The organism is Pseudoduganella sp. R-32 (assembly GCF_049913245.1).
In the GTDB taxonomy this organism is placed as follows: Bacteria; Pseudomonadota; Gammaproteobacteria; order Burkholderiales; family Burkholderiaceae_D; genus Rugamonas.
In genome coordinates this window covers 5,230,020-5,255,613 of sequence record NZ_CP183987.1, presented here as the reverse complement: position 1 = coordinate 5,255,613, position 25,594 = coordinate 5,230,020, and the positions used below count along the sequence as shown (strand labels likewise).

The 25,594-nt window shown below is 63.5% G+C and carries 17 protein-coding genes; 13 read left to right on the top strand and 4 right to left on the bottom strand.

Going from position 1 to position 25,594, the window contains the following annotated elements:
- The first annotated feature begins 58 nt into the window (after positions 1 to 58).
- The 3 genes from ACN9MU_RS23980 to ACN9MU_RS23970 are packed head-to-tail and all read left to right on the top strand — an operon-like array spanning position 59 to position 11,162.
- A complete protein-coding gene (locus tag ACN9MU_RS23980) occupies positions 59 to 1,744 on the top strand; it encodes a ShlB/FhaC/HecB family hemolysin secretion/activation protein (RefSeq protein WP_426343558.1) in 1,686 nt (561 codons plus the stop codon).
- On the top strand, positions 1,741 to 9,951 hold the full coding sequence (locus ACN9MU_RS23975) for a filamentous hemagglutinin N-terminal domain-containing protein (RefSeq protein ID WP_426343557.1): 8,211 nt from the start codon (positions 1,741 to 1,743) through the stop codon (positions 9,949 to 9,951). Before ACN9MU_RS23980 ends, ACN9MU_RS23975 begins: the two co-directional genes overlap by 4 nt.
- Positions 9,952 to 9,953: 2 nt before the next feature.
- Entirely contained in the window at positions 9,954 to 11,162 is a 1,209-nt protein-coding gene (locus ACN9MU_RS23970) for a hypothetical protein (protein ID WP_426343556.1), read from the top strand.
- Positions 11,163 to 11,218: 56 nt separating this feature from the next.
- On the opposite strand, the gene ACN9MU_RS23965 is transcribed toward ACN9MU_RS23970, so the two are convergent.
- Entirely contained in the window at positions 11,219 to 11,452 is a 234-nt protein-coding gene (locus ACN9MU_RS23965; RefSeq protein WP_426343555.1) for a hypothetical protein, read from the bottom strand.
- A 272-nt stretch (positions 11,453 to 11,724) separates the two neighbouring features.
- Between ACN9MU_RS23965 and ACN9MU_RS23960 the strand changes: the two genes are divergently transcribed.
- The 4 genes from ACN9MU_RS23960 to ACN9MU_RS23945 all read left to right on the top strand — a co-directional run bounded on the left by ACN9MU_RS23960 (position 11,725) and on the right by ACN9MU_RS23945 (position 15,554).
- A complete protein-coding gene (locus tag ACN9MU_RS23960; protein WP_426343554.1) occupies positions 11,725 to 12,129 on the top strand; it encodes a VOC family protein in 405 nt (134 codons plus the stop codon).
- Positions 12,130 to 12,272: 143 nt separating this feature from the next.
- The gene (locus ACN9MU_RS23955; protein WP_426343553.1) at positions 12,273 to 12,428 is read left to right on the top strand and encodes a hypothetical protein; all 156 of its coding nucleotides are present in this window, start codon (positions 12,273 to 12,275) and stop codon (positions 12,426 to 12,428) included.
- A gap of 130 nt (positions 12,429 to 12,558) precedes the next feature.
- Positions 12,559 to 14,802 (top strand): LamG-like jellyroll fold domain-containing protein, encoded by a 2,244-nt coding sequence (locus tag ACN9MU_RS23950; RefSeq protein ID WP_426343552.1) that lies wholly within the window; start codon positions 12,559 to 12,561, stop codon positions 14,800 to 14,802.
- Between the two features lie 11 nt (positions 14,803 to 14,813).
- Positions 14,814 to 15,554, top strand: coding sequence for a metallophosphoesterase family protein (locus ACN9MU_RS23945; protein ID WP_426343551.1), 741 nt, complete (start codon positions 14,814 to 14,816; stop codon positions 15,552 to 15,554).
- On the opposite strand, the gene ACN9MU_RS23940 is transcribed toward ACN9MU_RS23945, so the two are convergent.
- Positions 15,551 to 15,904, bottom strand: coding sequence for a VOC family protein (locus ACN9MU_RS23940; protein WP_426343550.1), 354 nt, complete (start codon positions 15,902 to 15,904; stop codon positions 15,551 to 15,553). The genes ACN9MU_RS23945 and ACN9MU_RS23940 overlap by 4 nt on opposite strands.
- A 62-nt stretch (positions 15,905 to 15,966) precedes the next feature.
- Between ACN9MU_RS23940 and ACN9MU_RS23935 the strand changes: the two genes are divergently transcribed.
- The 6 genes from ACN9MU_RS23935 to ACN9MU_RS23910 all read left to right on the top strand — a co-directional run bounded on the left by ACN9MU_RS23935 (position 15,967) and on the right by ACN9MU_RS23910 (position 21,387).
- Positions 15,967 to 16,713, top strand: coding sequence for a transporter (locus ACN9MU_RS23935; RefSeq protein WP_426343549.1), 747 nt, complete (start codon positions 15,967 to 15,969; stop codon positions 16,711 to 16,713).
- An 8-nt stretch (positions 16,714 to 16,721) separates the two neighbouring features.
- Entirely contained in the window at positions 16,722 to 17,783 is a 1,062-nt protein-coding gene (locus ACN9MU_RS23930; RefSeq protein ID WP_426344901.1) for a patatin-like phospholipase family protein, read from the top strand.
- Positions 17,784 to 17,869: 86 nt separating this feature from the next.
- Positions 17,870 to 19,333, top strand: a complete 1,464-nt coding sequence (locus ACN9MU_RS23925; RefSeq protein WP_426343548.1) for a catalase — start codon at positions 17,870 to 17,872, stop codon at positions 19,331 to 19,333.
- Between the two features lie 156 nt (positions 19,334 to 19,489).
- On the top strand, positions 19,490 to 20,614 hold the full coding sequence (locus ACN9MU_RS23920; protein ID WP_426318771.1) for a M14 family metallopeptidase: 1,125 nt from the start codon (positions 19,490 to 19,492) through the stop codon (positions 20,612 to 20,614).
- A 4-nt stretch (positions 20,615 to 20,618) separates the two neighbouring features.
- On the top strand, positions 20,619 to 21,086 hold the full coding sequence (locus ACN9MU_RS23915) for a CYTH domain-containing protein (RefSeq protein ID WP_426336201.1): 468 nt from the start codon (positions 20,619 to 20,621) through the stop codon (positions 21,084 to 21,086).
- A 25-nt stretch (positions 21,087 to 21,111) separates the two neighbouring features.
- Positions 21,112 to 21,387: a hypothetical protein gene (locus ACN9MU_RS23910; RefSeq protein ID WP_426318769.1), complete on the top strand. Its 276-nt coding sequence runs from the start codon at positions 21,112 to 21,114 to the stop codon at positions 21,385 to 21,387.
- A 16-nt stretch (positions 21,388 to 21,403) separates the two neighbouring features.
- Here the strand turns inward: ACN9MU_RS23910 and ACN9MU_RS23905 are convergent, their stop codons facing one another.
- Together ACN9MU_RS23905 and acnA are read right to left on the bottom strand one after the other, a co-directional pair.
- Positions 21,404 to 22,669 (bottom strand): DUF2863 family protein, encoded by a 1,266-nt coding sequence (locus tag ACN9MU_RS23905; protein WP_426343547.1) that lies wholly within the window; start codon positions 22,667 to 22,669, stop codon positions 21,404 to 21,406.
- Positions 22,670 to 22,872: 203 nt separating this feature from the next.
- A complete protein-coding gene (acnA, locus tag ACN9MU_RS23900) occupies positions 22,873 to 25,581 on the bottom strand; it encodes an aconitate hydratase AcnA (RefSeq protein WP_426163206.1) in 2,709 nt (902 codons plus the stop codon).
- Between the last annotated feature and the right edge of the window lie 13 nt (positions 25,582 to 25,594).

Sequence of the window (25,594 nt, the reverse complement as noted above, 5' to 3'; positions counted from 1 at the left end):
TTGCAGGTATTATAATGTCAAATTCCTGCGCGTAACACTTCACATTTTCCCATAATCCATGTCTGTTGAATCATTGCACGCCCGCTTGCTGGGTGCGACCTTGTTTTGCCTGTTGCCGGCGGCCTCGACGCTGGCACAGCAAGCGCCCCAGGTGACCCCGCGCGACTTGCGCCCGGAAGCGCCGCCCAAGCCTGCCGTTGTTTTGCCGCAGCAGCCTTCCCGTTCGGCGCCGCCCCCCAATGCCGACAAGCTGTTCGTCACGCTGGGGAATGCGGTGGTGCAGGGCGGCTTCCCCGAATTTGCCGATGCAACGGAACGCCTGGTTGCGCCGCTGCGCGGCCAGCGCATCTCGGGGGCCGACTTTTACGCCCTGGCCGACGACATCGAGGCCCTGTACCGCGCCGCAGGTTATCCGCTGGTGCGCGTCGTGATTCCTCCGCAGTCGCTGGTGGATGGCGCTGCGCTGCAATTGGTGGTCCTTGACGGCTTCATTGAGCGCCTCAACCTCGACGCCGTGCCGGCCGCTGCACGTAAGGCGGTGGAACGTATCCTGCACCCGCTGCTCGGCCGGCGCCACCTGAAGGACGAGGCGCTGGAAAGGGCCTTGACGCTGGCGGGGCGGGTACATGGCCTGACCTTGCGCAGTGCGCTGGGCGCGGGCTCTGAGCCCGGCGGCACGGTACTGGTGCTGCAAGGTTTGCTGGATAGCGTGGTGGGCAGCCTGTCGTCCGACAATCGCCAATCCGACAGCATCGGTCCCTGGCAGATGACGGCGCAGTTGCGCGCCAACCAGTTGCTGGGAATGGGCGAACAGGCCTACCTGTATGTGTCGGGCGGTTATCCCTTGTGGCATGCGTTCGAAACCGACGCGCGGCGCCGCGTTGCCGGCGGCGGCTTGATCCTGCCGCTGGCTGACAACGGCTTGAGCCTGAATCCTGAATTCACGGTCTCGGACAGCAAGCCGCGCCCCATCTTCTTTGCGCTGGCATCGCGCAGCCAGTTGCGGCGCGCTTCACTGCGGCTGGTGTATCCGGCCATCGTCAGCCGCCAGCAGGAGCTGACCCTGACCGCTGTGGCGGAGGCCAGCCGCCAGGTTGATACGCTGACCTACTTCAATTTCATCCAGGACCTGGACCGCTTGCGCGTACTGCGCTTCAGCGCCGACTGGAGCGGGGCGATGGGCGAAGGCCAGATGCGGGCCGGCGCGACCCTGTCGCAAGGCACCAGCAAGTTCGGCGGCCGCAGCCGCGCGGAAATCGCAGCCAGCGAGGTGCCGATGTCGCGCGCGGGCGCGGGTCCAAGCTACACCAAGCTGGAGGCAAACGCCAGCTACGACCTTGGCCTGCCCTGGGGCATGCAAAGCCGCAGCGTGCTGCGCGGGCAAGCGCCCTTGCGCGGTGTGTTGCCGAGCGCCGAAACCTTCGGCATGGATGGCGAGGACGGCGTGTCGGCGCTCACTGCCGGCCAGCTCTCCGACGACGGAGGCTGGGTCGTGCGGCAGGAAGTGTCGCGGCCGGTGCAGTTGCCGGGCGCTGTGTCGCTGGCGCCGTATGCCTATGGCGCGTATGCCCATCCTCACACACGCCTGGCGCAAGCGCGGGCGGACCATGCGGAGGCTTACGGCATTGGCCTGCGGGCCGGCTGGCGCAACGCCAGCCTGTCGGGGGAATTTGGACGCGGGCGCGTGAGCCCTAATGGCCGGTACGAGACCCAGGCCTTCTTCAAAGCACAGGTGCAATTTTGAGAAGTAAGACGATCCTGCGTAGTTCGCGCATGCGGCGCGACATGGCCTGGCCGATGCTGGTGGCCGCAACCTTGCCTGTCGTGGCGCCAATGCCGGCCTATGGCCAGGCCATGCCATCGGGCGGCGTCGTGGGCGCCGGCAAAGTCAGCATCTCCACGCCAAACGCCAACGGCATGGTGCTGCGGCAGGATAGCCAGCGCGCCGTGGTGAACTGGAATTCCTTCAGCATCGGCAAGGGCAATACGGTGACGTTCGCACAGCCGGGCGCCGGCGCGGCGACGCTGAATGTGGTCAAGGGCAATCAGTCCTCCGAAATCGCGGGCAGCCTGAAGGCGAATGGCTCGGTGTTCCTGGTCAACCAGAATGGCATCGCGATTACGCCGACCGGCATGGTCGATACGCGCGCCGGCTTTGTGGCTTCCACGCTGGGCATGTCCGAAGACGATTTCATGGCCGGGCGCAATGTCTTCAAGGGCAAGGGCGGAGCGGTCGTCAACCAGGGACAGATCATTACCGGGCCGGGCGGCAACGTGGCCTTGCTGGGATCGAGCGTCAGCAACGAGGGTGTGATCAGCGCGCCGCTGGGCAAAGTCGCGCTGGGCGCTGGCGAGGCGGCCACGCTGGACCTGTCCGGCGATGGCTACCTGCAGGTGATGCTGCCGTCCGATGCGGTGACGGCCGATGGGCAGGCGCTGGTCACCAATAGCGGCGTGATCGACGCTGCTGGCGGCACCGTCATGCTGAAGGCTGAAACGGTCCGCGCAGCCTTGCGCGAGGCGGTGAACATGCCGGGCACCATCCGCGCGCAAAGCGTGTCGGGCCATGATGGTGCGATCGTGCTGGAAGGTGGTGCGGCCGGTGCGGTCAAGGTGTCGGGCACGCTGGACGCGTCGGCAGCGCCTGGCGCGGCCAATGGCGGTCGGATCGACGTTGGCGGGCAGGAGGTTTCGCTGTCCGGCGCCAGGCTGGATGCAAGCGGTAATGCGCGCGGCGGCCTGGTACGCATCGGCGGCGCCTTCCAGGGCGGCAGGGAGCAGGAGGCGGGCTCGGACGATGCGCGGCGCTACACGGAGCGCTTTGGCGCGGCTGCCGCCGGCTCGGCGCCGGCCAATGCTGCTCGCACCAGCATCGATGCGGCGAGCAGCATCGACGTGTCGGCTCGCGGCGCGGCAGGCGAGGGCGGCACCGCAGTCGTGTGGAGCGACAAGGCGACCGTCATGCGCGGCGGTATCGATGCGAGGGGCGCCGCAGCGGCCGGCGCGGTGGAAGTGTCGTCTGCGTCCACGGTGCAATCCGTGGAGCTCGGCCGCATTGCGCTGGGCAAGGGCGGCAGGCTGCTGCTCGATCCGCAGGACATCCAGATCGACGACAATGCCGGGGGCGACCCGGCCGGCAGCGTCGGCTATGGCGACAACCCCAGTGGCGTCACCCACCTGTATTCGGGCGACCTTACTGCGCTGCTCGGCGGCGGTACCAGCATCAGCCTGAAGGCCAGCCAGGACATCACCTGGAATACTTTTACCAGCATCGTCGCCCGCGCAGGCGCGGCGCCGGCCGGTTCGCTGGCGCTGGCGGCGGGGCGCTCGGTTTCGCTGAACGGCATTTTCGGTACCGCCGATGCCGACTGGAGCATCACCGCCAATGACCGCGCAGCGAATGGCGTGGTCGACAGCGAGCGTGGCGCCGGTGCGGCGTCGATCGAACTGGGCGGAGCCGACTTCATCAACAGCAACGGCAAGCTGACCCTGCACCTGTCCGACGGCGCCGGCAACACCAACAGCGAAGCCAGCGGCATCACGCTGGGCGGGTACTCCGGCAATGGCTTGTCGGCCACGATTGCCCCTGGCGCGAGCTGGGGCGGCGGCATCGCGCCGTACATCACGCTGACGAACAACGTCAACGTGGCCGAGGACATCAGCCTGACCGGCAACCTGAGCGTCTCCGCATCCAGCGTGACCCTGAGCGGGCGCCATGTGGACTGGACCAACGAAACCACGGCTGCCCTGCGCGGTGAAGGCAAGTTCAAGTTCGTCGCCGACGGCATCACCTCGCGTATCGGTTCGCTGAATGGCGGGTCTGCCACGCGGCTGGCGCTGGGCGACGGCATCAATGCAGCTGTCAGCAAAGTGTATGGCGACGCCGATCCGGGCGCCGATGGCCTGGGCATCCAGCTCCTGCACGTCACTTCCGGCACTGCAAGCGATGCGCTGGGCGACATTCTTGCGAGCGGCTCGCTGGCGACCAGCGGTCCCGGCGTGACAGCCAACGCCGGTACCCGTACCATCAGCCTTTCCGGCGGTGCGGGCCTGGCCTTCAACAATGGCCTGGCTGGCAGCTATTTCATCGACATGAGTCCAGTCAGCATGCCGTTGACGATCACGCGCCGGTCCGTCACGCCGGTGGTTGGCAACCACCAGGGCACGTACGGCACGGCGGCCCCGGTGGTCACGCTGGACAACGTCGTCAACAACGACGTGCTGGCGCCGCTCGCCACCATCGACGGCGGCGGGCAGCAGGCAATGTCCACCGTGGGCAACGGCTACGCCTTCAGTGCGACCACGCGGGCAGGGGCGCATGCCTACCAGGTGATCGGGCTGACCGGCGCGGCGGCGAGCAATTACGAGCTGGCGCCGGGTAGCTGGGCCGGTTCCCTGGCCGTGGCGCCCAAAGCGCTGACCTTCGTCGCCTTCCATCCGAACCAGGTGTACGGCGATGCGGACAGCGCCAGTTCGTACGTGGTGCTGGGCGGTATTGTCGGCAACGATAAAGTGAGCCCGGTGGCGGGTTCGATCCTGCAGGGCGGGGGCGTCGCTCCAGCCGGGCGGCTCAAGGCCGGCTCGTACTCTTACGCCGCAGTTGGCCTGGCCGGCAGCGACGCAGGCAACTACACCATCGCCGCGGAAGGCAACGACCCCTGGGCATTCACGATCTCGCCCCGTGTGCTGAACTACTCGGTCGGCAATGTCCAGACGGTGTACGGCACGCCAGCGTCCGCAGGCGCCTTGACCTTCAATAACGTGCTGGCAGGCGACGATCTCACTGCGGGACCGGTTGGCTTCGATGTCGGCGGCGTGCGCCTGTCGAACTCCAGCGCGACCACGAATGCGGGCGCGTACGCGCAGACCATCACCAGCCTGGGTGGCGCCGATGCCGGCAGCTACACGCTGGCCGGCTCACCGGTCGGCGGCGTGTTCAGCATCGCGCGCAAGCAATTGACCTGGAGCGGCAACGCCAGCACCCAGCAATACGGCAGCGACCTGCCGACGCCGTCGCTGGTGGGCGTGATCAATGGCGACCAGGTCAGCCCCGTTCAATCGATCGCGTCCAGCACCGTCACCGGCAGTGCCAGCCCGACCGGCAAACCGTCCGTTGGTTCCTACTCGGTGCGCGTGGGCGGCCTGAGTGGCGGCGGTGCGGCGAACTACGAACTGGACCCGAATGGCAGCCAGAACAATCTCGTCACCGTCGTGCCGCGCGAGCTGACCTATACCGGCGGTACGCTGAACCTGACCTATGGCGACGGCGGCACTCTGCCGGCCTTTGCCTTCAACGGCCTGCTGGCGGGCGACGCCATCAACACGGTGCCGATGATTGCGGGCCTGGGCGCTTCGCAAACGATCGATGCCCACGCCCCGGCCGGCAGCTACGCGGTCAACGTGCTGTTCCGAACCTCTCCGCAGGACAATTACAAGCTGGCGGATAGCGGCCACACGCCGGGCGTGCTGAACATCGCGAAGCGCTCGCTGACCTGGAACGTCGGCAACGGCAGCTCGGTGTATGGTGCCGCGCCTGCGAACCAGGTCACGCTGAACAACGTGGCGGCGGGCGATTCGCTCACGCCGTTGGTGCAGGCGCTGGACGGCAACGGCGCGCCCATTGCCTTGCCCGGCGTCGGCAGCTACGTGGCAGCGGTCACTGGCCTGGGCGGTTCGGCAGCAAGCAACTATGTGTTTGCGGCCACCGGCAACGCGACCGGCCAGATGGTCATCACGCCCAAGCAACTGAACGTCATCATCAACAATGCCTTGTCGGTGTACGGCACGCTGGCCGTGCCGTCGGTGACGGTGGAAGGCCTGGTGGGCAGCGATTCCTACGCAGTGCAAACCCAGGTGGCCATCTCGCAGAACGGCAGCCCGGTGGTGCTGGGAGCACGCACTCCGGCAGGCAGCTACGCCATGCAGGTGAGCGCACAGGTAGCGGCGAATGCCAACTACACGGTGGGCGCCACCAATGGCAGCGCTACGCTGACCGTGCAGCCCAAGACACTGACCTATAGCGGCCCGGTCGCAAGTTACGAATATGGCGCGCGCCTGTTTACCGGCGCCGATTTCAAGAACACCCTGTACGGTGTGCTGGATGGCGACGACGTGTCGCTTCCAGTGCTGCTCTCTGGCAGCTGGACCAACCCCAATGCCAGGCTGCCGGTGGGTGATTATGTGTTGCCCATCCTCTCGTACATCGGCTTGAATGGCCGTGACAAGGCAAATTACGCGGTGACCGATACCGGCTCGCGGAATGGCCTGATCACGATTACGCCCAAGGCGCTGCATTACCGCACCTATTTCTCGGACGACCGGACCACCCGTACCTACGGTGATACTAGCCCGGTGTGGGTGTTCGTCGACTTCACCCCGGCCTTCCCGGAAGACAATGTGGCCATCAACGTCGGTTCGCTGGTCGGCGAAAGCCGTTCATCCGGCGGCTACCTGAACGTGGGCACCTACGCCACCAAACCCGGCGGCTTGCGCGGCCTGGATTCCGGCAACTACGTCCTCGCCACCAGCGGCAACACTATCGCCGAATTGACCGTCATTCCACGCAAAGTGGATGCCAGCTTTACCGTGCGCACCCAGTGGGGCGGGCTGGACATGGGCAAGAGCCTGGTCTATGGCAGCACCGGCGGCGCCTACCTGTCCTTCCTGAGGGACCAGGCCTTGGCGGGCGATAAAATGAACCTGGACGCCAACTTCCAATTGCCGGGCGGCGCGGCGAAATCGCTGCCGGCGGATGCAATCCCGGGCACTTACTATGTCGGCGGCGCCCTGGGCGGCGTGGATGCCCGTAACTACTACATTCCGGACGCAAGTCCGACCGGGCTGTTTGGCATGATCGACGTCGTACCGCGACCGGTCAGCGTCGTCTACCCATCATTGAGCAAGTCGACCTACGGCATTGCGCCGGATACCAAGGCAACACTGAACGGCTTCCATGGCGATCCAAGGAATGTGCAGGTAACCGGCGACCTGCTCGACGACAAAGGCATTCCACAAGTGGTGGACAGCCGCACTCCTGCCGGTACCTATACGTTCCGGCCGAGCGGGCTGTCCGGCACCGGAACGCAGCACCAGTACATTACCCAGTCCGGCGCCAGTTGGCTCGATTCGCAGACCGGCAAGGTGATCTCGGTTGGCCCGAGCAGCAGCGAGGCGCGGTTCCAGGTTGACAAGCGCAGCCTGGACGTGAGTTTTGGCGGACCATACGACATGGTCTACGGCAGCAATCCGGGGCGCGCCACCGTCACCGGCTGGATTGCCGGCGACGTGCCGAACTGGTGGAACATGTTCACTACGCTGGCATCGCCGACGCCTGGCGCAGTCGGCCGGACCTTTGACGTGTGGAACAGCGGCGGCACAGCCGGCCCTGGCGACCGTATTGACGCGGGCATTTACCGTTCCACCGTGGGACTGCCGGCAGACCTGGCACGCAACTACACGCTGTCGAAAACGGATATCGGCACCATCCGCATCGCGCAAAGGCAGGCGTCGGCCATTGGCGCCGGCACCAGCGTAGAGTACGGCGATATCAACGGCACCTTCTGGCTGGACCGTCTGGCCCCAACCTTCAGCGGCGTCTTGTCCGGCGAAGCGCTGGCTGGCAAGCAGTCCTACTACGATGCCAGCGGCAAGGAAGTCGCCTATGGCCGACAGACCGATGCCGGCACCTACCAAGCGCGCGTCACTTCGCTGCAAGGCTTGGGCCGCACCAATGCCAATAATTACGTGATCGACAACGTCAGTTCCGTGGCGGGCAAGCTGGTGATTACGCCGCACGCCATCGCACTGAATGCGCCGGAGCACGCGAACGCTGTGTATGGCACTTCGGCCCTATTTGGCAACGCGAACGACGTGCTGTTCAGAAGCGACGACGTGTCCTTCATGCTGTCCGGGGCCGGGCTCACGACCCAGGCACTGACGCCGGGCAGCGCGTCCGACCGTAACCTGTACCTGGACCAGCGCGTCAATGTCGGCGACTACAACTACCAGATCCAATTGACTGGCGCCAAAGCCGGCAACTATGTGCTCACGGGCCGCAGCAGCGGCAAGCTCAGTGTGGCGCCGAAGGCGCTGAACTGGACGGTGTCTGCCGGCACCGGCCAGTACGGCTTCTACAAGGATTGCGATGGCATGAGCTGCTCGCAGCTGGTGCAAGGCGTCGACCTTGGCAAGCCAGTCTATCCGGGCGCACTGGCAGGCGACCAGCTCGATGGCAAGGTCATCGTGCTGGACTTGCAGGGCAAGCCGATGACGGTGGATGCCAGGACCCCGGTCGGCACCTACTTCCAGGTGGTCACCGAACTGACTGGCGCCAGCGCGAAAAACTATACGCTGGCCACCAGCGGCAACCTGCCCGGTACCCTGACCATCAAGCCCCTGTGGCTGCGTTACTCGACCGGCAGCAGCGTCAACGTGCTGGATAGCTACGGCGAAATCGGCGAGCATGGCACGATCAAGCTGGAAACCATCGGCGGCGTGCCGATGCCCAATGGCGAGTCCGTGGACGCCATTACCGCGATCTATGTGCCGCAATTGAACGGCATGGTGCCGCTGGACACCGTGCTGCCGCAAGGCCGCTATTACTACGAAGCAGCAGGGCTGGTCGGCGCGAATGCGGGCAATTACCGCCTGATGCCAGTCGCCCATGGCAGGTTCGGCGTTCCAAGCGGCGTGAACACGATCGGCACCTACGACGTCTATTCCAATGCCAGCTTCGGCTTGAACCTGGTCGAGTCCAGGAACCTGCCGGTGCGGCCGCCATCGGCCACCATCATCGATCGCGACCAGACCGACCTGGAAAAGACCTGGGGAGAGCAGAACGCACCGGCTCCAAATCCTGGCCGCCTGGTGGACGGCGACGGCACCGTCACCGATACGGAACTCGGTCCGAATCGCGCCGGCGCCACGGTTGGCGCAGGGACCAGCGCCGACCTTGGCACATCCAACGGCGTGTCGGCCGATGCCGAGGCAAGTGGCGTCGTCACAGCGCTCGCTTCATTCGGCGTCACTGGCGTCAAGCTCTCGACGTCTGCCGAAGGCCACGTCGATATCACCATCAGCAGCGGCCCAGTGGACCTGACCGCCGGCGCGCAGGGAGCTGCGGAAGCGAACCTGCGGCTGGGACGCGCCGGCGTCACCATTGGGGCGGATGCCACGGTGGGCGTGTACGCCAATGCCGGCGTCAGCGGCAACCTGGGCGGCGGCGTATCGGGCAACGTGGACGTCACCACCGGAACCTTCGCCTATGCCCAGACCAATTACCGCTACGGCCTGGTCGGCGGCGTGCTGACCATGACGCAGGGCGGCATGGCGGGCGTGGGTTCCTCCCTCGGCGCCAACGGCGGCTTGCAATACGGCCTTGGCAGCGTGGGCGGCGGCGCAACGCTCTATACGCCTGGCATTGTGGGCGGCAATATCTCCATCGGCGCCGGCTATTCGGACGGCGTGATCAACCTGAGCATGGACATTGGCGCCGCGATCGGCATCGGCGGTATCGAATTCAAGTTCAACCTGGGGATCGACGTTGGCGCTGTCGCCAGCGGCTTCGCGCGGACGGTGAGCAATACTGAGCGGCAGCCAGGCCTCGACCAGCATGGCCTGTCGCTGAAGGACGATCCCGCAGCGCGCTACGCTTACCTGTCGCAAAACCCTGAGTGGAACTACGGCAATCGTGGCAGCAGCGACAACAATATGTTCATGTATCGCTATGGAGAACTGCTGAAATCAACCGGGCAAATGGTCAAGAACCAGCAGGAATGGCAAAGCAAGATGGTCGACCTGCTGAAGACCGATCCCGCGAAGGCTGTGGAATTCTCGCGCAACAAGCCCGATTTCTGGCAGCAGCAATTCGATGTGAAATACGAAGCCGCGAAAATGGGCGTGACGCTCAAGGTGGTGGACGGCGAATTGAAGTACGCAACCTGGAACAAGTAACTATGAAGAAGACATTTTGTGCCGCGCTGGTCGCGGCGGGCCTCGCCGCCGGAACGGCCGTGCAGGCGCAGCAGCCGCGCGAAGAAGTCTCCCTGAGCGGCCAGCCGCATTCCTGGACGGTGCGCGGCGAGCCGGCGAAGATTTCCGGTGCCTATGGCGCGCGCTGGGGCATGGATATCGCGCAGGTCAAGGCGGCAATTGCTGCTGCCTGGCCGATTGCCCTGGCGACGGCTCATATGGGCGCGGACGATGCCGCCGGCACGCTGGCGCTGGAGGTGACGCTGCCAACGCTGGCGCCCGGGCCGGGGCCGGCGCGCATCAGCTATGTTTTCAGCGCCGATGAGCGGCGCCTGGTCGGCGTGCACAGTACCTGGGCTATCGCCGGCAATCCTGCTGAAGCGGAGCGTGCGCCGCTGCTGTCGGCCGCGGCGGCGCTGGCGAGCGAGCAGGTTGGCTACCAGTGGCCGGTGTTCGCGACCGCACGCGGCCGGGTGGTTGCGCCGGGCGAGCTGGTGGTCTTTGCCGGGCGCGATGATGCCGGTGCCGGTGCCGGCGTCGAGATCCGCCTCGGGGGCGCCGCGTTCGATGTCGAGCTACCTGGCGCTCAGCGACGCCAGGAGCATCGTGCCGCGCCTGCCGGCCCGGCGGTGCTGCGCCAGACTTTCGTCGCCAACGCGGCGCAAGATGCGCTGCATGAAATCAAAGGCTTCCGCGGCGCGCGGTTTGGCATGGATGAACAGCAGGTGAGGGCGGCGGTTGCTCTGGACTTCAAGGAGCAAGCCAAGCTGCTGCAGCAAGCGAAGTTGCCGGGCGGTGCGCGGGTTCTGGTGCTGCCGCTGGCGCAACTGGCGCCCGGCCCGGGACCGGCGGGCGTAAGCTACATCTTCAATGGCCCAGGCGGCAGGCTGGCCCAGGTCAACCTGCTGTGGAGCTCGGGCCCGTCGCCGGATGCGGCGGAGCGCAGCCGGTTGGCTGTGGCAGGTGCAAAGCTGGCCGACTCCTTCCGCGCGTTGAAATGGCGACCTGGTGCGGCGACCATGGGCGTACCTATCGGCCAGCAAGGCGTGGCGCTGTTTAGCGGTATCGACGCGCACAAGGCAATGGTGGAAGTGAGCTTGCTGGGAGTTCCGGTGCGGGGACCCGTCGGTGAAACGGCAGGCGGCAGCGGGCCGGCCAAATTGCGGGTTGCCTACGTAGCAGCGAAGAACTGACGTTCCAAAAATCAAACCGCAAGCCTGGTCCCGGGCTTGCGGGTTGTTTGCGCTGCTTAGCGGCCCATGGTGTTGGTGTTACCCTGGCTCTGTACCTGGCGGTCCACTTCGTCCTTGTCCAGAACGACTGCATCGGCGCGTGCAGTGCTGCTCACCTTGCGCGGGATGCGGGAACCCGTCGTGGTATAAGTCTCTTCCTTGAAACCTGTCCCGGCGGTTTCCTTCGTGGGCATGTCAGCGCAACCGGACATGAGAATTGCGCACACCGCAGCAAAAATTACTTTATTCATGCTTATTCCTGTCTTTGATATTAAACCCAGAGCGCTCCGCTCCAGGTAAGACCGTGAATCTAGCACGCGAATTGTCACATATTTGTATTATTTGATAATATTTGTTTTTGTGACAATTTGCGAATTTCTCGGCGCAAACTGGGTGCTATATTCGCGAGGAGCATACTTTGTTGGGATGCGTAAAATTTTTTTCCTCGGATGTCGATTTCCGGAGCGCTGCCTCGTCGTAGGTTTACAAACCACCCTGTAAATCCCTTTTTCGAGAGGCCCAAATGAACAAGCAAATCTTCGTTAACCTGCCCGTCAAGAACCTGGAAAAGTCGAAGGCCTTCTTCGCTGCGCTGGGTTACACCTTCAACCCGCAGTTCACCGACGAAAACGCCGCCAGCATGGTGATCCACGACGGCAGCATCTACGTGATGCTCTTGGTCGAGGACTTTTTCCGTACCTTCACGTCGAAGCCGATCGCCAATGCGAAAGAGGCCACCGAGGTGCTGGTCTGCCTGTCCTGCGAGAGCCGTGAAGAGGTCGACGACCTGGTGCGCAAGGCCGTTGCGGCGGGCGGCAAGACACCGCGTGAACCGAAAGACTATGGCTTCATGTACGCCCATGGCTTTGAAGACCTGGACGGCCATATCTGGGAGCTGGTCTACATGGCCCAGCAACCTCAGCAGTAAAATCTTCAGCCCTTGTGACAATAGAATAGAATCCCGGCAAATTTCGACACTAAACTCATTAGTAGAAAAATTTGCCGGAGGCTATCGTGTTGTCCTCATGGGTACGCTGGTTATTGATCGGAACGGTGGGGCTAGGGATATCAATGTATGCCATGGATACGGTGCGCGTGGCCTCCACGTTGCCGGTGCCGCCCCCGGCCCAGGCCAAGGAATCTCAAACGGATGAGAAGAAGCCGGCCAACGCCATCGCCAAGGCATCCCAGATGGACAAGGTAGCAGATGCCCTGGCCGGCAACTGATTCCAAAAACTACAAAGTTTCAGTTCAGGCATAACTAAAATTTCATCAAGTGCTAACAAAAATGTTGCCTTAGGGTAAGTTATCATACGACCGCTCGCGGCATCCTGCCCGCAAACGTTCGAAAGTAACTATGACCAGGCAAACCAAAGGTATTTCCCTTCCTCGCAGGACTTTTTGCACCGGTTCGCTTAGCCTGGCGGCGCTCGGTCCACTCGCGCTCAGCGCTTGCAACGCCGGCGGGTCTTCGCCGCACAATTCGCAAGGCGCGGAAGGCGCGCTGCCTGCGCAGTCGTCACCGGCTGTCCAGCCCGCTCCGCCAGCGCAATCGACCCAGCCAACGCAACCGGCCGACACGGCCCCACCGGCGCAGCCTGCGCCAGGCCGGGCTTTCGTTCACCCCGGCTTGCTGCATACTGAGGAGGACTTTGCCCGCATGCGCGCCAAAGTGGCGGCGGGAGCCCAACCCTGGCTGGATGGCTGGAATGCGTTGTTGAATACCGGTCGCTCCCACTTGAACAACAGTCCGCGTCCGCTGCAAACCGTCATCCGCGGCGGCACCGACAGCAATTTCTCCCAAATGTATATCGACATCGCCCGCACCTACCAGCTGGCGGTGCGCTGGAAAGTGTCGGGCGACGTTGCATACGCCAACAAGGCTGTCGAATTTCTGAACGCCTGGTCGTCCACGCTGACCACCATTACCGGCAATGCCGACCGCTTCCTGGCTGCCGGCATTTACGGCTTCCAGTTCGCCAATGCCGCTGAAATCATGCGGACTTACCCTGGCTGGGCTGCGGCCGACCTGAAGCGCTTCCAGGACATGATGCTGAACGTGTTCTATCCGCTCAGCCACCAGTTCCTGACGGGGCACAATGGCTCGGAAATCACCAACTACTGGGCCAACTGGGACCAGTGCAACCTGGCGGCCATCCTGGCCATCGGCGTAATGTGCGACCGCGAAGACCTGTACAACGAAGCGGTTACGTATTACCGGACTGGCCGCGGCAATGGCGCATCGAGCCAGGCCGTACCCTTTATCCACCCGGGCTACCTTGGCCAATGGCAGGAAAGCTCGCGCGACCAGGGCCACTGCACGCTGGGCATCGGGCTGGCCGGGGTCTTCTGCGAAATGGCGTGGAACCAGGGCGACGATTTCTACGGCTACGACAACAACCGCTTCCTGGCGGGGGCCGAATACGTGGCCAAGACCAACCTGTCCGATGCGAGCGGCACTCCCTATTACACCTCGATGCCGTTCGATACCTACATCAACCGGCAGGGCACCGGCACGGGCATTTCGCCGGCCGGGCTGCCAAGCATCCGTCCGGTCTGGGAAATGATCTACAACCACTACGTGAACCGCCGCGGCTTGGCAGCGCCGTTCACCGCGCAGATGGCGGCCAGGGTGCGCGCCGAGGGCGATGGCAACAACGGCGACCAGCTTGGCGTCGGCACCCTTACGTTCAGCCGCGATGCCAAGGCAGCGGGCGGAGTGCCAAGCGGCCTGACGGCGCGCCTGGTCGGCGGCAAGGTCGAGCTGTCCTGGTGGGGCGCGGCTGGCGCCACCAGTTATAACGTGTTGCGCGCGACCGCTCCGGGCGGGCCGTATGCCACTGTCGCCAGCGGCATTACCGGCCTGCTTACTTATACCGACAGCGGCATGGCGCCAAATACCTATTACTACGCGGTCACGGCGCAGTCGCCAGCCGGCACCAGCGCGGTGTCGAACGAAGCGAAGGTGATCACCGCCGTGGTGCCGCATGTCCTGTTGGCCTTCAACGAGGCGCAAGGCACGACCGCGCAGGACAGCAGCGGCAATGGCCGCCATGCCACCTTGCTGAACGGTGCGCAATGGGTGGCGGGGAAGAAGGCCAATGCCGTGGCGCTCGATGGCGTCGACGACTACCTCACCCTGCCGGCAGGCCTCATGGATGGCCTGGCCGACTTCTCAATTGCTGCCTGGGTCTTCTGGGACGGCGGGCGTAACTGGACGCGCATTTTCGATTTCGGCTCCGGCACGACCCAATACATGTTCCTGACGCCGCAGGCCGGCGGCGGCGGCCTGCGATTCTGCATCAACCTGACCAACGGATGGGGCGACCAGTCGCTATCGGCGGCGTCTCTGCCGTCCGGACAATGGGTGCACGTTGCGGTGACTTTATCGGGTACTACCGGCACCTTGTACGTGAATGGCAGCGCGGTCGCGACGAATAATCAGATGACCCATGCGCCGTTCCGCATGCGGTCGGGAACGCAGAACTGGCTGGGCCGCTCGCAGTATTCCGCCGATCCTTATTTCAACGGGAAGATTGACGATTTCCGGATCTATAATGGCGCTCTCAGCGCAGCGGAGGTCGCAGCGCTTGCCAGTTAGGAGCATATGTAATGCGAGTCGCAGTGATGTCGGATATCCATGGGAACTTGCGGGCTCTCGATGCCGTGTTGGCCGACATCGCGCGGCGCAATGTCGAGCTGACGGTCAACCTGGGCGATATCCTGTCCGGCCCCTTGCTGCCGGCTGAAACTGCAGAGCGCCTGATGGCGCTGGGCTTGCCCACCATTCGCGGCAACCACGAACGCCAGGTGCTGGAACACGACCCGGCACGCATGGGGGCATCCGACCGCTGGGCCCACGATCACATCGGGCCCTCGCATCGTGCATGGATCGCATCGCTGCCGGCCTCCATGCGCTTGCAGGACGATGTCCTGATGGTGCATGGCACGCCCGCTTCGGACCTGGTGTACTGGATGGAGACGGTCGATCCAGCCGGGCAGCGCGCGGCAAGCTACAGCGAAGTGCTGGGCCGCGCTGGCGATGCGCAAGCGTCCCTGATCCTGTGCGGCCATACCCACGTGCCGCGCTCCATCCTGCTCGACGACGGGCGCCTGGTGGTCAATCCGGGCAGCGTCGGCTTGCAGGCTTACGACGATGACCTGCCTTATCCGCACAAGGCCGAAAACGGCACGCCGCATGCGCGTTATGCCATTGTCGAACGTACTGGCGGCGCGTGGTCGGTCGAACAGTACGCCGTTGCTTACGACTGGCATGCCGCGGCGGACGTTGCCGCGCGCCACGGGCGGCCCGATTGGGCGTTTGCCCTGCGCACGGGGCGCATGCCTGCTTAGCCTGGGCGGTGGCTGACTTCAACCAGGATGCCGCCGGGAGCCTGGCACCAGAAAGAGAGGCAACCGTAACTCTCCGCCGGGGCAGCCGGCAAGGGCAGTCCAGCGTCGGCCAGGCGCCGATAGGCGGCGTAGACTGCCTCGTCGGATGACTGCAGGAAGCCGATATGAAACCCGGCCGGATAGACGGCACTCCCGGCCTGTTGCAGGATGAGGGCGAAGCCGCCTTCGCTGCGCAGGATCGCCATGCCTTCGGCCGGCGCTGGCAAACGTTCAAAGCCAAAACCGCGCTGGAAATAGCCGGCTGCCGCTTCCAGGTCCGTTACGGGCAAATCAATATGGTTAAGCTTCATTGTTGATCTCCGGTATTAGTGGCATATTTCTATCCTAAGCCGTAAATGCCCTGGAGAGCAAAATGCCGAAACGCGTCCTGTGCGCTGCCCTTGCGTTGCCTTTGTGCTGCGCGGCGGCGGAAACCGATAGCTGGATAACCACTGACCGTCCCGATTTCGTGGATGCGCCGGAGGTGGTGGGCAAGGGGCGCATGCAGCTTGAGACCGGCCTGCTGCAGTCGAAGGAGGCGCGCAGCACCCCGTTGCTGCTGCGCGTGGGCGTGACGGACGACCTGGAGCTGCGCCTGGAGTCGGACGGCCGTCTGACCGACCGCAGCGATCCGGCCCGCACGCGCGGCTGGGGCGACGCAGCCGCAAGCTTCAAGTGGCAGGTACGCGAGGGGGAGGGCGGCGCGCCGTCGGTTGGCCTGATCATGCAAGCGGACTTCGCGACCGGGTCGCGCGAATTCAAAGGCAATGGCACGAGGCCGTCCTTCCGCGTGCCAATCGAATGGGAGCTGCCGCACGACCTGGAGCTGGGCGTCATGCCCGGCTACTACCTCGATCGCGATGAATCCGGACGCCATGTCTCCACCGGACAATTCGGCATCACGCTGGCAAAAAACCTGGGCGAACGCGCCTACACCTTCGTTGAAGTGGCCACGCCGCGCATTGCCCGCGCGCGCGACGGCGGGACCACCGCCAGCTTCGACTTCGGCGGCGGCTATTCGTTCACGCGCGACCTGCACGTCGATGCCGGCGTCATGCTCGGCCTGAACCGGCGCACGCCGGACCTGGCATTCACCGTCGGCCTGTCGGTGCGCTTGTGAAGAAGGGCATGCCGGGGCAGGTGGTGCTGGTGCTGCAGGGCGGCGGGGCGCTTGGCGCATACCAGCTTGGCGTCTACCAGGCCATGCACGAAGCGGGCGTGGAGCCGGACTGGGTGATCGGCACTTCGATCGGAGCCCTGAACGGCGCCATCATCGCGGGAAATCCACCCGAACAGCGCGTGCCGCGCCTGCGCGCATTCTGGGAGGCGATGGAGCGCCACGATCCTTTCGGCAGCCTGCCGCCGGCGTTCGCCAACGCGCTCACGCTGGTGCAAGGCATTCCCGCCTTCTTTGATCCCAATCCGCTCGCGTGGTGGAATCCGGCCGCGCCGCTAGGCGTGGAGAATGCATCATTTTACCGCACCAATGCGCTGCGCAATACACTGGCAGGCCTGGTCGACATGGCCTACCTGAACGAGCGCCATACGCGGCTGACCGTGGGAGCTGTGAACGCCCGCAATGGCGTCATGCGCTACTTCGATTCGCGCAAGGAGGCGCTCGAGTTGTCGCACGTGATTGCATCCGGCGCCATTCCGCCAGCCTTTCCGGCGGTGCGCATCGGTAGCGAGCCGTATTGGGATGGCGGCATCTATTCCAACACGCCGATCGAGGCGGTGCTCGACGACGAACCGCGCCGCGACTCGGTGATCTTCTCGGTCCAGGTGTGGAATCCGGACGGCAGCGAGCCGCAAAGCGTGCTGGACGTGCTGAAGAAGCACAAGGAGATCCAGTATGCCAGCCGCGCCAGCCATATCGAGCAGCAGCGCAAGCTGCACCGCCTGCGGCGCGTGATCCGCGAACTGGCGATGAAGCTGCCGGAGGACGTGCGCGCGAGTCCGGAAGCGCGCGAGCTGGCGCTATGGGGCTGCGGTACCTCGATGCACGTCGTGCTGCTCAAGGCGCCGCATCTGAACTGCGAGGACCACACCAAGGACATCGACTTCTCGAGCGCTGGCATCAACCAGCGCTGGCAGGCTGGCTACGCGGATGCGCAGCGGGCCTTCAAGGCCAAGCCGTGGGCTGGCGAGTCGGACACCTTTGAGGGGATTGCCATCCATGAACGATTTTGACTATCGATTTCATAGAATTAATCAAATTTATTAATTGCTCGTGTCTCTTTAGAATGATTTCACCGATCACATGAAGGAGCCAGTAAATGAGCCAGACCCCTATCACCACCGCATCCGGCATTCCAGTCGCCGATAACCAGAACTCCCTGACTGCCGGCCCGCGTGGCCCCGTCCTGCTGCAGGACTTCCACCTGATTGAGAAGCTCCAGCATTTCAACCGCGAGCGCATTCCCGAGCGCGTGGTCCACGCCAAAGGCTCCGGCGCCTACGGCACCTTCACCGTCACCCACGACATCAGCAAGTACACCAAGGCCAAGCTGTTCGCGGCCATTGGCAAGCAGACTGAGACCTTCGTGCGCTTCTCCACCGTTGGCGGTGAGCGCGGCAGCGCCGATACCGAGCGCGATCCGCGCGGCTTCGCGGTGCGTTTCTACACCGAGGAAGGCAACTGGGACCTGGTCGGCAACAATACCCCGATGTTCTTCATCAAGGACGGCATCAAATTCCCCGACTTCATCCATACCCAGAAGCGCGACCCGCAAACCAACCTGAAATCGCCGACCATGATGTTCGACTTCTGGAGCAAGACGCCGGAATCGCTGCACCAGGTCACCATGCTGTTCAGCGATCGCGGCACGCCGGACGGCTACCGCCACATGGACGGTTTCGGCAGCCATACTTTCAGCCTGGTCAACGCAGCCGGCGAGCGCGTTTATGTAAAGTGGCACCTCAAGACCAGGCAGGGCATCAAGAACTTGAGCGCGGCCGAAGCGACGCGCCTGGCGGGCGCCGATCCCGACCATGCGCAGCGCGACCTGTACAACGCCATCGCTTCGGGGGACTTCCCGCGGTGGGAGGTGAAGGTGCAGGTGGCGACCGACCAGCAACTGGCGGCGTGGGAACAACGCACCGGCTGGAACCCGTTCGACCTGACCAAGGTCTGGCCGCATGCTGACTTCCCGCTGATTCCCGTCGGCGTGCTGGAACTGAACCGCAATCCGGTCAACTACCACGCCGAGGTGGAGCAGGCGGCCCTGTCGCCGGCCAATGTGGTGCCGGGCATGGGCTATTCGCCGGACAAGATGCTGCAGGCGCGCCTGTTTGCCTACCACGACGCGCAGTTGTACCGCGTTGGCACCAATCACCAGCACCTGCCGGTGAATGCGCCGCGCTGCCCATTCCATCACCAGCAGCGTGATGGCGCGATGGCGGCCGGCTTTGGCGGCGCGGAGCAGAACTATGCGCCAGTGGAAGCGGCGGGAACCAATCCGCAGGGCATGGGCCACGGCGAACCAGTGCTGGCGCTGGACGGCGGGGCAGGGCGCTACGATGGACGGGGCAAGGAGGACGATTACACCCAGGCGGGCAACCTGTTCCGTTTGTTGCCTGAACAGGAGAAGCAGAACCTGTTTGACAATATTGCCGGACCGTTGAGCCAGGTCAGCGACGAGATCATCCAGCGGCAGCTCGGCCATTTCGACAAGGCTGATGCGGCGTATGGCGCCGGGGTGCGGGCGGCGTTGAAGGTGCGTGGGCGCAACGTCGATTAAAAAAACCGGAACACCAGTGTCTGACCCACAGGGTCAGACACTTGGCCGGTGGCCGTCGCGTACCGGTGTCTGACCCTGTGGGTCAGACATCGGGTTACCGGTTTTGGTGTGTACAATATCGGTTCCGATCAACCCAAGCCTCTGAACGGGACCGTAATGACCATCAAAATCAGCCAGAATTTCGACTCTGGCGCCATCGAAGTAGTCCGCGCCGACAGCGCCGCGAACATCGAACTGAAACTCCGCAAGGACAACGCCGCCGACATCCACCAGTGGTTCCACTTCCGCCTGCAAGGCGCGCGTGGCGAAGCGGTGACGATGAAGTTCCTGAACGCCGGCGACGCCACCTACGCCAAAGGCTTCGAAGACTACAACGCTGCAGCCAGCTACGATGGCGAGAACTGGTTCCGTGTCCCGACTTCCTTTGATGGCCAGGTCATGACCATCAAGCACACGCCGCACAACGACAGCGTCTACTACGCATACTTCGAGCCATATTCGTGGGAACGCCACCTGCGCCTGCTGGGCGAAGTGGCCGAAAACCCGATCGCCCGCGTGCTGGATATCGGCTCCACCGTCGATGGCCGCGACATGAACCTGGTCGTGATCGGCGAGCCGGAAGCTGAAAAGAAAATCTGGTTCATCGCTCGCCAGCACCCGGGCGAATCGATGGCCGAATGGTTCACCGAAGGCCTGATCGACTCCCTGCTGGACGACGCCAACCCGATTTCGCGCAAGCTGCTGCAGCGCTGCTGCTTCTACATCGTGCCGAACATGAATCCTGACGGCTCGATCCGCGGCAACCTGCGTACCAACGCAGCCGGCGCCAACCTGAACCGCGAATGGATGACGCCTTCGGCGGAGCGCTCGCCGGAAGTGCTGTGCGTGAAAGAGAAGATCCACGAAACCGGCGTCGACATGTTCTTCGACATCCACGGCGACGAAGCGCTGCCTTACAACTTCGTGGCCGGTAACGAAATGCTGGAGAACTTCACGCCGGAACAGATGGCGCGCCAGAAGAACTTCATCAACCGCTACAAGAATGCTTCGCCGGACTTCCAGGACGCCGTGGGCTACGCGCCTTCCAAGTACAAGGAAGACATGCTGACCCTGGCCTCCAAGTACATCGGCCACCACTTCAAGGTATTGTCGCTGACGCTGGAGATGCCGTTCAAGGACAACGCCGACCTGCCGGTTCCGACCGTGGGCTGGAATGGTGCCCGCAGTGCGGCACTGGGCGCTGCGATCCTGCAGCCGATCCTGCTGTCGCTGGACGAGTAAGCAGATGGGCGTCGAGATCGAACGCAAGTTCCTGGTAAAGGGCGATGGCTGGCGTACGCAAGGCGAGCCGGTGCTGCTGCGCCAGGGCTATTTGTCCTCGCACGCAGAGCGCACCGTGCGCGTGCGGATCGAGGGTGAGCGGGCGGTCTTGACGATCAAGAGCAAGAACGTGGGCGCGGCACGCGGCGAATGGGAGTATCCCGTTCCTGTCGCCGACGCCGCCGAGCTGCTGGACCGGCTGTGCGAACGGCCGCTGATCGAGAAGTACCGCCGCCGAATTCCTTACGGCGGCTTCGTGTGGGAAGTGGACGAGTTCCTCGGCGAGAATGCCGGCCTCGTCGTCGCCGAGATCGAATTGCCGGCAGAGGACGCCAAGTTCGATAAGCCGGACTGGGCAGGCGAAGACGTCACACACGATTTGCGCTACCTCAATTCCAACCTGATTAGGCAGCCGTATTCCACTTGGAAGTGATCGGGGTCCGGCGTATGCTGGATGCATGGGCATCGAAAACGAATTTATCGAATTCAAGGCGCGGGTCGAGGCGATCTTGCCGACTTTGGCAACCAAAGCCGACCTCGAAGCGATGCGCGCAGAGTTTACTCGTTGGATGCTGGGAACGATGGTTGGCTTGTTCCTGAGCTTCTCTGGTTTGATCGTCGCGCTAACGCGCACGCCAACTGCCGCACCGGCACCACCGCCTGCGCGAACTGCGGCATGTCAGCCGTGTCCGGTACCGCAACCGGCGGCGCCTCAAGAAAAAAGCCCGCGTTGACCGCGGGCTTTTTGCATTAGTGGAAGTGCTCGGTACCGGTGGCGGCGTCTTCCGGCATTTCTGCGTGGACCAGCTCGCCTGACGGATCGGCGAAGAGGGGAGCGCCGCAGTCATCGCAGTATTCCGCGACATACTTCTCGCCCAGCTTCTTCACTTGGGACACGCCGGCGGCATTCAGGTGCTCGACGATTTCCTCGACAGGCGTGCGCGGCTTGAGCAGTTCGGCCATGCTGCCGGACAGGCCTTCGGCCGGCGTGCCTTCCTCGTCTTCCTGGCCATACAGCGGCCACACCACGCCGTACATCACATCGCTGTCGGAACGGCGGGTGAAAGCGACACGGTATTCGTCGACCTGGCCATCTGGCGCCGACTCATCGCCGAAACCGGCGATCACGGCGCGCAGGTCGGAGGGCTCGCAAGCCAGCGAGTGCGTCAGGTAATGCACGGCAGCGCGGATCGAGACCGGGCGGATCAGCTTGTCGGCCTCGCGGCAGCCGGTGTAATAGGCTTCCGGCAGCAGCAACTCGATGCCGCAGCCTGGCAGCAAGCGTGCCACGGTCGGCGTAGCCTGCGTGGTCCATGCTGCCAGCGCATCGCGGCGGGCTTCGGCTTGTGCTGCATGGTGCGCAGGCATCTGCCAGCGGAACATCGGACCATTGTGCGGCGCCACCACGGCCACCATCAGGTAGCGGGTATCGGCCAGGAAGGGCGCGGTTTCAGGCGTTTTGGCTTCCGATTTAAGGGCCTGTCCCTTCAACGCGGCCTGTGCCAGTTTATGCACCTTGGAATAGGCCTCGGCGTGGGTGCGCGGCAGCTGGTCGATCGAGTACAGGGTGGACGACATCGCCATATGCGTGCCATCAGCCAGCAGGTGGGCCGAGAAATGCGCTGACAGGGTGTTCAGGATGTCGGCCGGGATCTGGCCCGAGGCGATCGAGAAACGGGTCCAGGCCAGCACCGGAGCGGCCACCAGCAGGATGTCGTATTCGCGCGATTCGCCGTCGACTTCCACCACGATGGAGTCGGATTCGCTGACTGCTTCCACGCTGTCCATCAGGATGTCGTAGGCAGGCAAGTCCACGCTGAACAGCGAGTTCAGTGCCGAGTCGACAGTATCCTGATGTCCTGTGCGCAGCAGTTTGTGCAGTTGGGCATCCAGCACCCGTTCCCAGTTACGCTCTTCAATGCGGCTGGCGGCCTGGCCCAGGGCTTGGGCGAGGGAGATAAGGCGCTGGCTGTCGGCAGATAATTTATGGGGTGAATCTTTGGATGGGCGACGCATAGCGCTTTTCTTAGTGAAAAAGGAGACCTTGGTACCCTTATTGTAGTGGATTCGGCAAGACTCGGCGTTTTAAACCGGTAAACCGGTGTCAGACCCATTGGGTCTGACACCTTAAAAGCAAAAACGCCGGGCACAGGCCAGGCGTTCGTTGACGGCAGAGCAGCAGTGTCTGACCCCGAGGGTCAGACACTGGTTTACCGGTTTTAAGCAGCCAGCAGTTGGCGCAGCACGAATGGCAGGATGCCGCCGTGCTTGTAGTAGTCCACTTCGATCGGGGTGTCGATACGCAGCAGCACTTGCACTTCCTTGCTCGACCCGTCGGCGCGGTGGATCACCAGGGTGGCTTGCTGTTGAGGCTTGATCTCGCCTTCCAGGCCCTTCAGGTCGTAGGTTTCGCCCTTGCCGGTGATGCCCAGCGATTCAACGGAGTCGTTGCCGATGAATTGCAGCGGCAGCACGCCCATGCCCACCAGGTTGGAGCGGTGGATACGCTCGAAGGAACGGCAGATCACGGCCTTCACGCCCAGCAGCTGGGTGCCCTTGGCTGCCCAGTCACGGGAGGAGCCGGTACCGTATTCTTCGCCGCCGAAGATCATGGTCGGGGTGCCTTCTTCAACGTAGCGCATTGCCGCGTCGTAGATCGACAGTTGTTCGCCCGATGGCTGGTGCAGGGTGATGCCGCCTTCAACCGCGGAACCGTCGGCTTTCGGAGGGATCATCTTGTTCTTGATACGCACGTTGGCGAAGGTGCCGCGCATCATGATCTCGTGGTTGCCGCGGCGCGAGCCGTAGGAGTTGAAGTCGGCCTTCATCACGCCGTTTTCCTTCAGCCATTTGCCTGCCGGGCCGTCTTCCTTGATCGAGCCTGCTGGCGAGATGTGGTCGGTGGTGATGGAGTCACCGAACACGCCCAGTGCGCGCGCGCCCTTGATGCCGGCTTCCGCTGCCTTAGGCTTCATCTCGAAGCCGTCGAAGAATGGCGGCTCGGCGATGTAGGTCGAATCAGGCCAGTTGTACACTTGGCCTTCGGTCGACGATACGGCTTCCCACAGCTTGCCTGGGTTGCCCTTGACGTCGGCGTAGTTGGACTTGAAGACCTTGGAGTTCATCGCGAACTTCATCAGGGCGGCGATCTCTTTCGAGGTCGGCCAGATGTCGCCCAGGTACACGTCCTTGCCATCCTTGCCCTGGCCGACCGGTTCTGTCATCAGGTCGCGGGTCACGTTGCCGGCGATCGCGTAAGCGACGACCAGCGGTGGCGATGCCAGGAAGTTGGAGCGGATGTTCGGGTGGATGCGCGCTTCAAAGTTACGGTTACCGGACAGCACGGCAGCAGCAACGATGTCGTTGCCGGTGATGGTGGCGTTCAGTTCCGGGGTCAGGTCGCCGGCGTTGCCGATGCAGGTAGTGCAGCCGTAAGCGGTCACGCCGAAGCCCAGTTTTTCCAGGTATGGCAGCAGGCCGGCAGCGGTCAGGTACTCCGTCACCACGCGCGAGCCAGGAGCCAGCGAGGTCTTGATGTGCGGAGCGACGGTCAGGCCGGCTTCCACAGCTTTCTTGGCCAGCAGGCCGGCTGCCAGCAGCACGCTCGGGTTCGAGGTGTTGGTGCAGGAGGTGATGGCGGCGATCAGGACGTCGCCGTTCTTCACGTGCACACCGTTGCTGGTGGTGTAGGTGTTGGTCAGGTCGTCGGCCTTCTTGTTGAAACCGTTCTCGGTGGTTGGCTTGGAGAACAGTTCGGTGAAGGTCGACTTCACGTTGCCGATTTCGATACGGTCTTGCGGACGCTTAGGACCGGCCAGCGACGGTGCAACGGTGGACAGGTCCAGGTGCAGTTCGCGGGTGTAGTCGATGTCGCCTTTCTTCGGCACGCCGTACATGCCTTGCGCTTTGAAGTAGGACTGGAATGCGGCGATTTCGTCCTTGGTGCGGCCGGTGCCTTCGAAGTATTCGATGGTGGCGTCGTCAACCGGGAAGAAGCCCATGGTCGCGCCGTATTCAGGCGCCATGTTGGCGATGGTTGCACGGTCGGTCACGGACAGGGACTCGGTGCCTTCGCCGAAAAATTCGACGAACTTGCCCACGACTTTCTCTTTACGCAGCATTTCGGTGATGGTCAGCACCAGGTCGGTTGCGGTGCAGCCTTCGCGCAGCGCGCCGGTCAGGTTCACGCCGATCACGTCCGGGGTCAGGAAGTACACTGGCTGGCCCAGCATGCCGGCTTCCGCCTCAATGCCGCCCACGCCCCAGCCCACAACGCCGATACCGTTGATCATGGTGGTGTGGGAGTCGGTGCCGACCAGCGAGTCAGGGTAGTACACGCCGGATGCATTGTGCACGCCGCGTGCCAGGTATTCCAGGTTGACCTGGTGAACGATACCGAAGCCTGGAGGAACCACGCCGAAGGTGTCGAAGGCTTGCATGCCCCACTTCATGAACTGGTAGCGCTCGTTGTTGCGCGAGAATTCCAGCTTCATGTTCAGGTCCAGGGCCTTAGGCTCGCGGAAGTGGTCGATGGTGACCGAGTGGTCGACCACCAGGTCAACTGGAACCAGCGGTTCGATCTTCTTAGGGTTGACGCCCATTTTGGAGGCGACGTTACGCATGGCAGCCAGGTCGGCCAGCAGCGGAACGCCGGTGAAGTCCTGCAGCACAACGCGGGCTACGACGAATGGGATTTCGTCGGTGCGGGCAGCGGTAGCGCCCCAGTTAGCCAACTGCTTGACGTGCTCTTCGGTCACTTTCTTACCGTCGCAGTTACGCAGAACGGATTCCAGTACGACGCGAATCGATACCGGCAGGCGGGAAATCTTGGCGCCCAGTTCCTTTTCCAGGGCTGGCAGGGAGTAGAACTTACCCTTCTTTGCCCCGATCGGGAAATCCTTAAGCGTATTCAGTGTGTTGCGGGACATGTCCTCTCCTTAT

Excerpts from the sequence above, each read along its gene's own strand:
- acnA (WP_426163206.1), bottom strand. The coding sequence starts at position 25,581 with ATGTCCCGCAACACACTGAATACGCTTAAGGATTTCCCGATCGGGGCA.
- ACN9MU_RS23965 (WP_426343555.1), bottom strand. The coding sequence starts at position 11,452 with ATGAATAAAGTAATTTTTGCTGCGGTGTGCGCAATTCTCATGTCCGGT.
- ACN9MU_RS23960 (WP_426343554.1), top strand. The coding sequence starts at position 11,725 with ATGAACAAGCAAATCTTCGTTAACCTGCCCGTCAAGAACCTGGAAAAG.
- ACN9MU_RS23930 (WP_426344901.1), top strand. The coding sequence starts at position 16,722 with ATGCCGGGGCAGGTGGTGCTGGTGCTGCAGGGCGGCGGGGCGCTTGGC.
- ACN9MU_RS23980 (WP_426343558.1), top strand. The coding sequence starts at position 59 with ATGTCTGTTGAATCATTGCACGCCCGCTTGCTGGGTGCGACCTTGTTT.
- ACN9MU_RS23915 (WP_426336201.1), top strand. The coding sequence starts at position 20,619 with ATGGGCGTCGAGATCGAACGCAAGTTCCTGGTAAAGGGCGATGGCTGG.
- ACN9MU_RS23945 (WP_426343551.1), top strand. The coding sequence starts at position 14,814 with ATGCGAGTCGCAGTGATGTCGGATATCCATGGGAACTTGCGGGCTCTC.
- ACN9MU_RS23970 (WP_426343556.1), top strand. The coding sequence starts at position 9,954 with ATGAAGAAGACATTTTGTGCCGCGCTGGTCGCGGCGGGCCTCGCCGCC.
- ACN9MU_RS23935 (WP_426343549.1), top strand. The coding sequence starts at position 15,967 with ATGCCGAAACGCGTCCTGTGCGCTGCCCTTGCGTTGCCTTTGTGCTGC.
- ACN9MU_RS23905 (WP_426343547.1), bottom strand. The coding sequence starts at position 22,669 with ATGCGTCGCCCATCCAAAGATTCACCCCATAAATTATCTGCCGACAGC.
- ACN9MU_RS23920 (WP_426318771.1), top strand. The coding sequence starts at position 19,490 with ATGACCATCAAAATCAGCCAGAATTTCGACTCTGGCGCCATCGAAGTA.
- ACN9MU_RS23955 (WP_426343553.1), top strand. The coding sequence starts at position 12,273 with ATGTATGCCATGGATACGGTGCGCGTGGCCTCCACGTTGCCGGTGCCG.
- ACN9MU_RS23940 (WP_426343550.1), bottom strand. The coding sequence starts at position 15,904 with ATGAAGCTTAACCATATTGATTTGCCCGTAACGGACCTGGAAGCGGCA.
- ACN9MU_RS23950 (WP_426343552.1), top strand. The coding sequence starts at position 12,559 with ATGACCAGGCAAACCAAAGGTATTTCCCTTCCTCGCAGGACTTTTTGC.
- ACN9MU_RS23910 (WP_426318769.1), top strand. The coding sequence starts at position 21,112 with ATGGGCATCGAAAACGAATTTATCGAATTCAAGGCGCGGGTCGAGGCG.
- ACN9MU_RS23925 (WP_426343548.1), top strand. The coding sequence starts at position 17,870 with ATGAGCCAGACCCCTATCACCACCGCATCCGGCATTCCAGTCGCCGAT.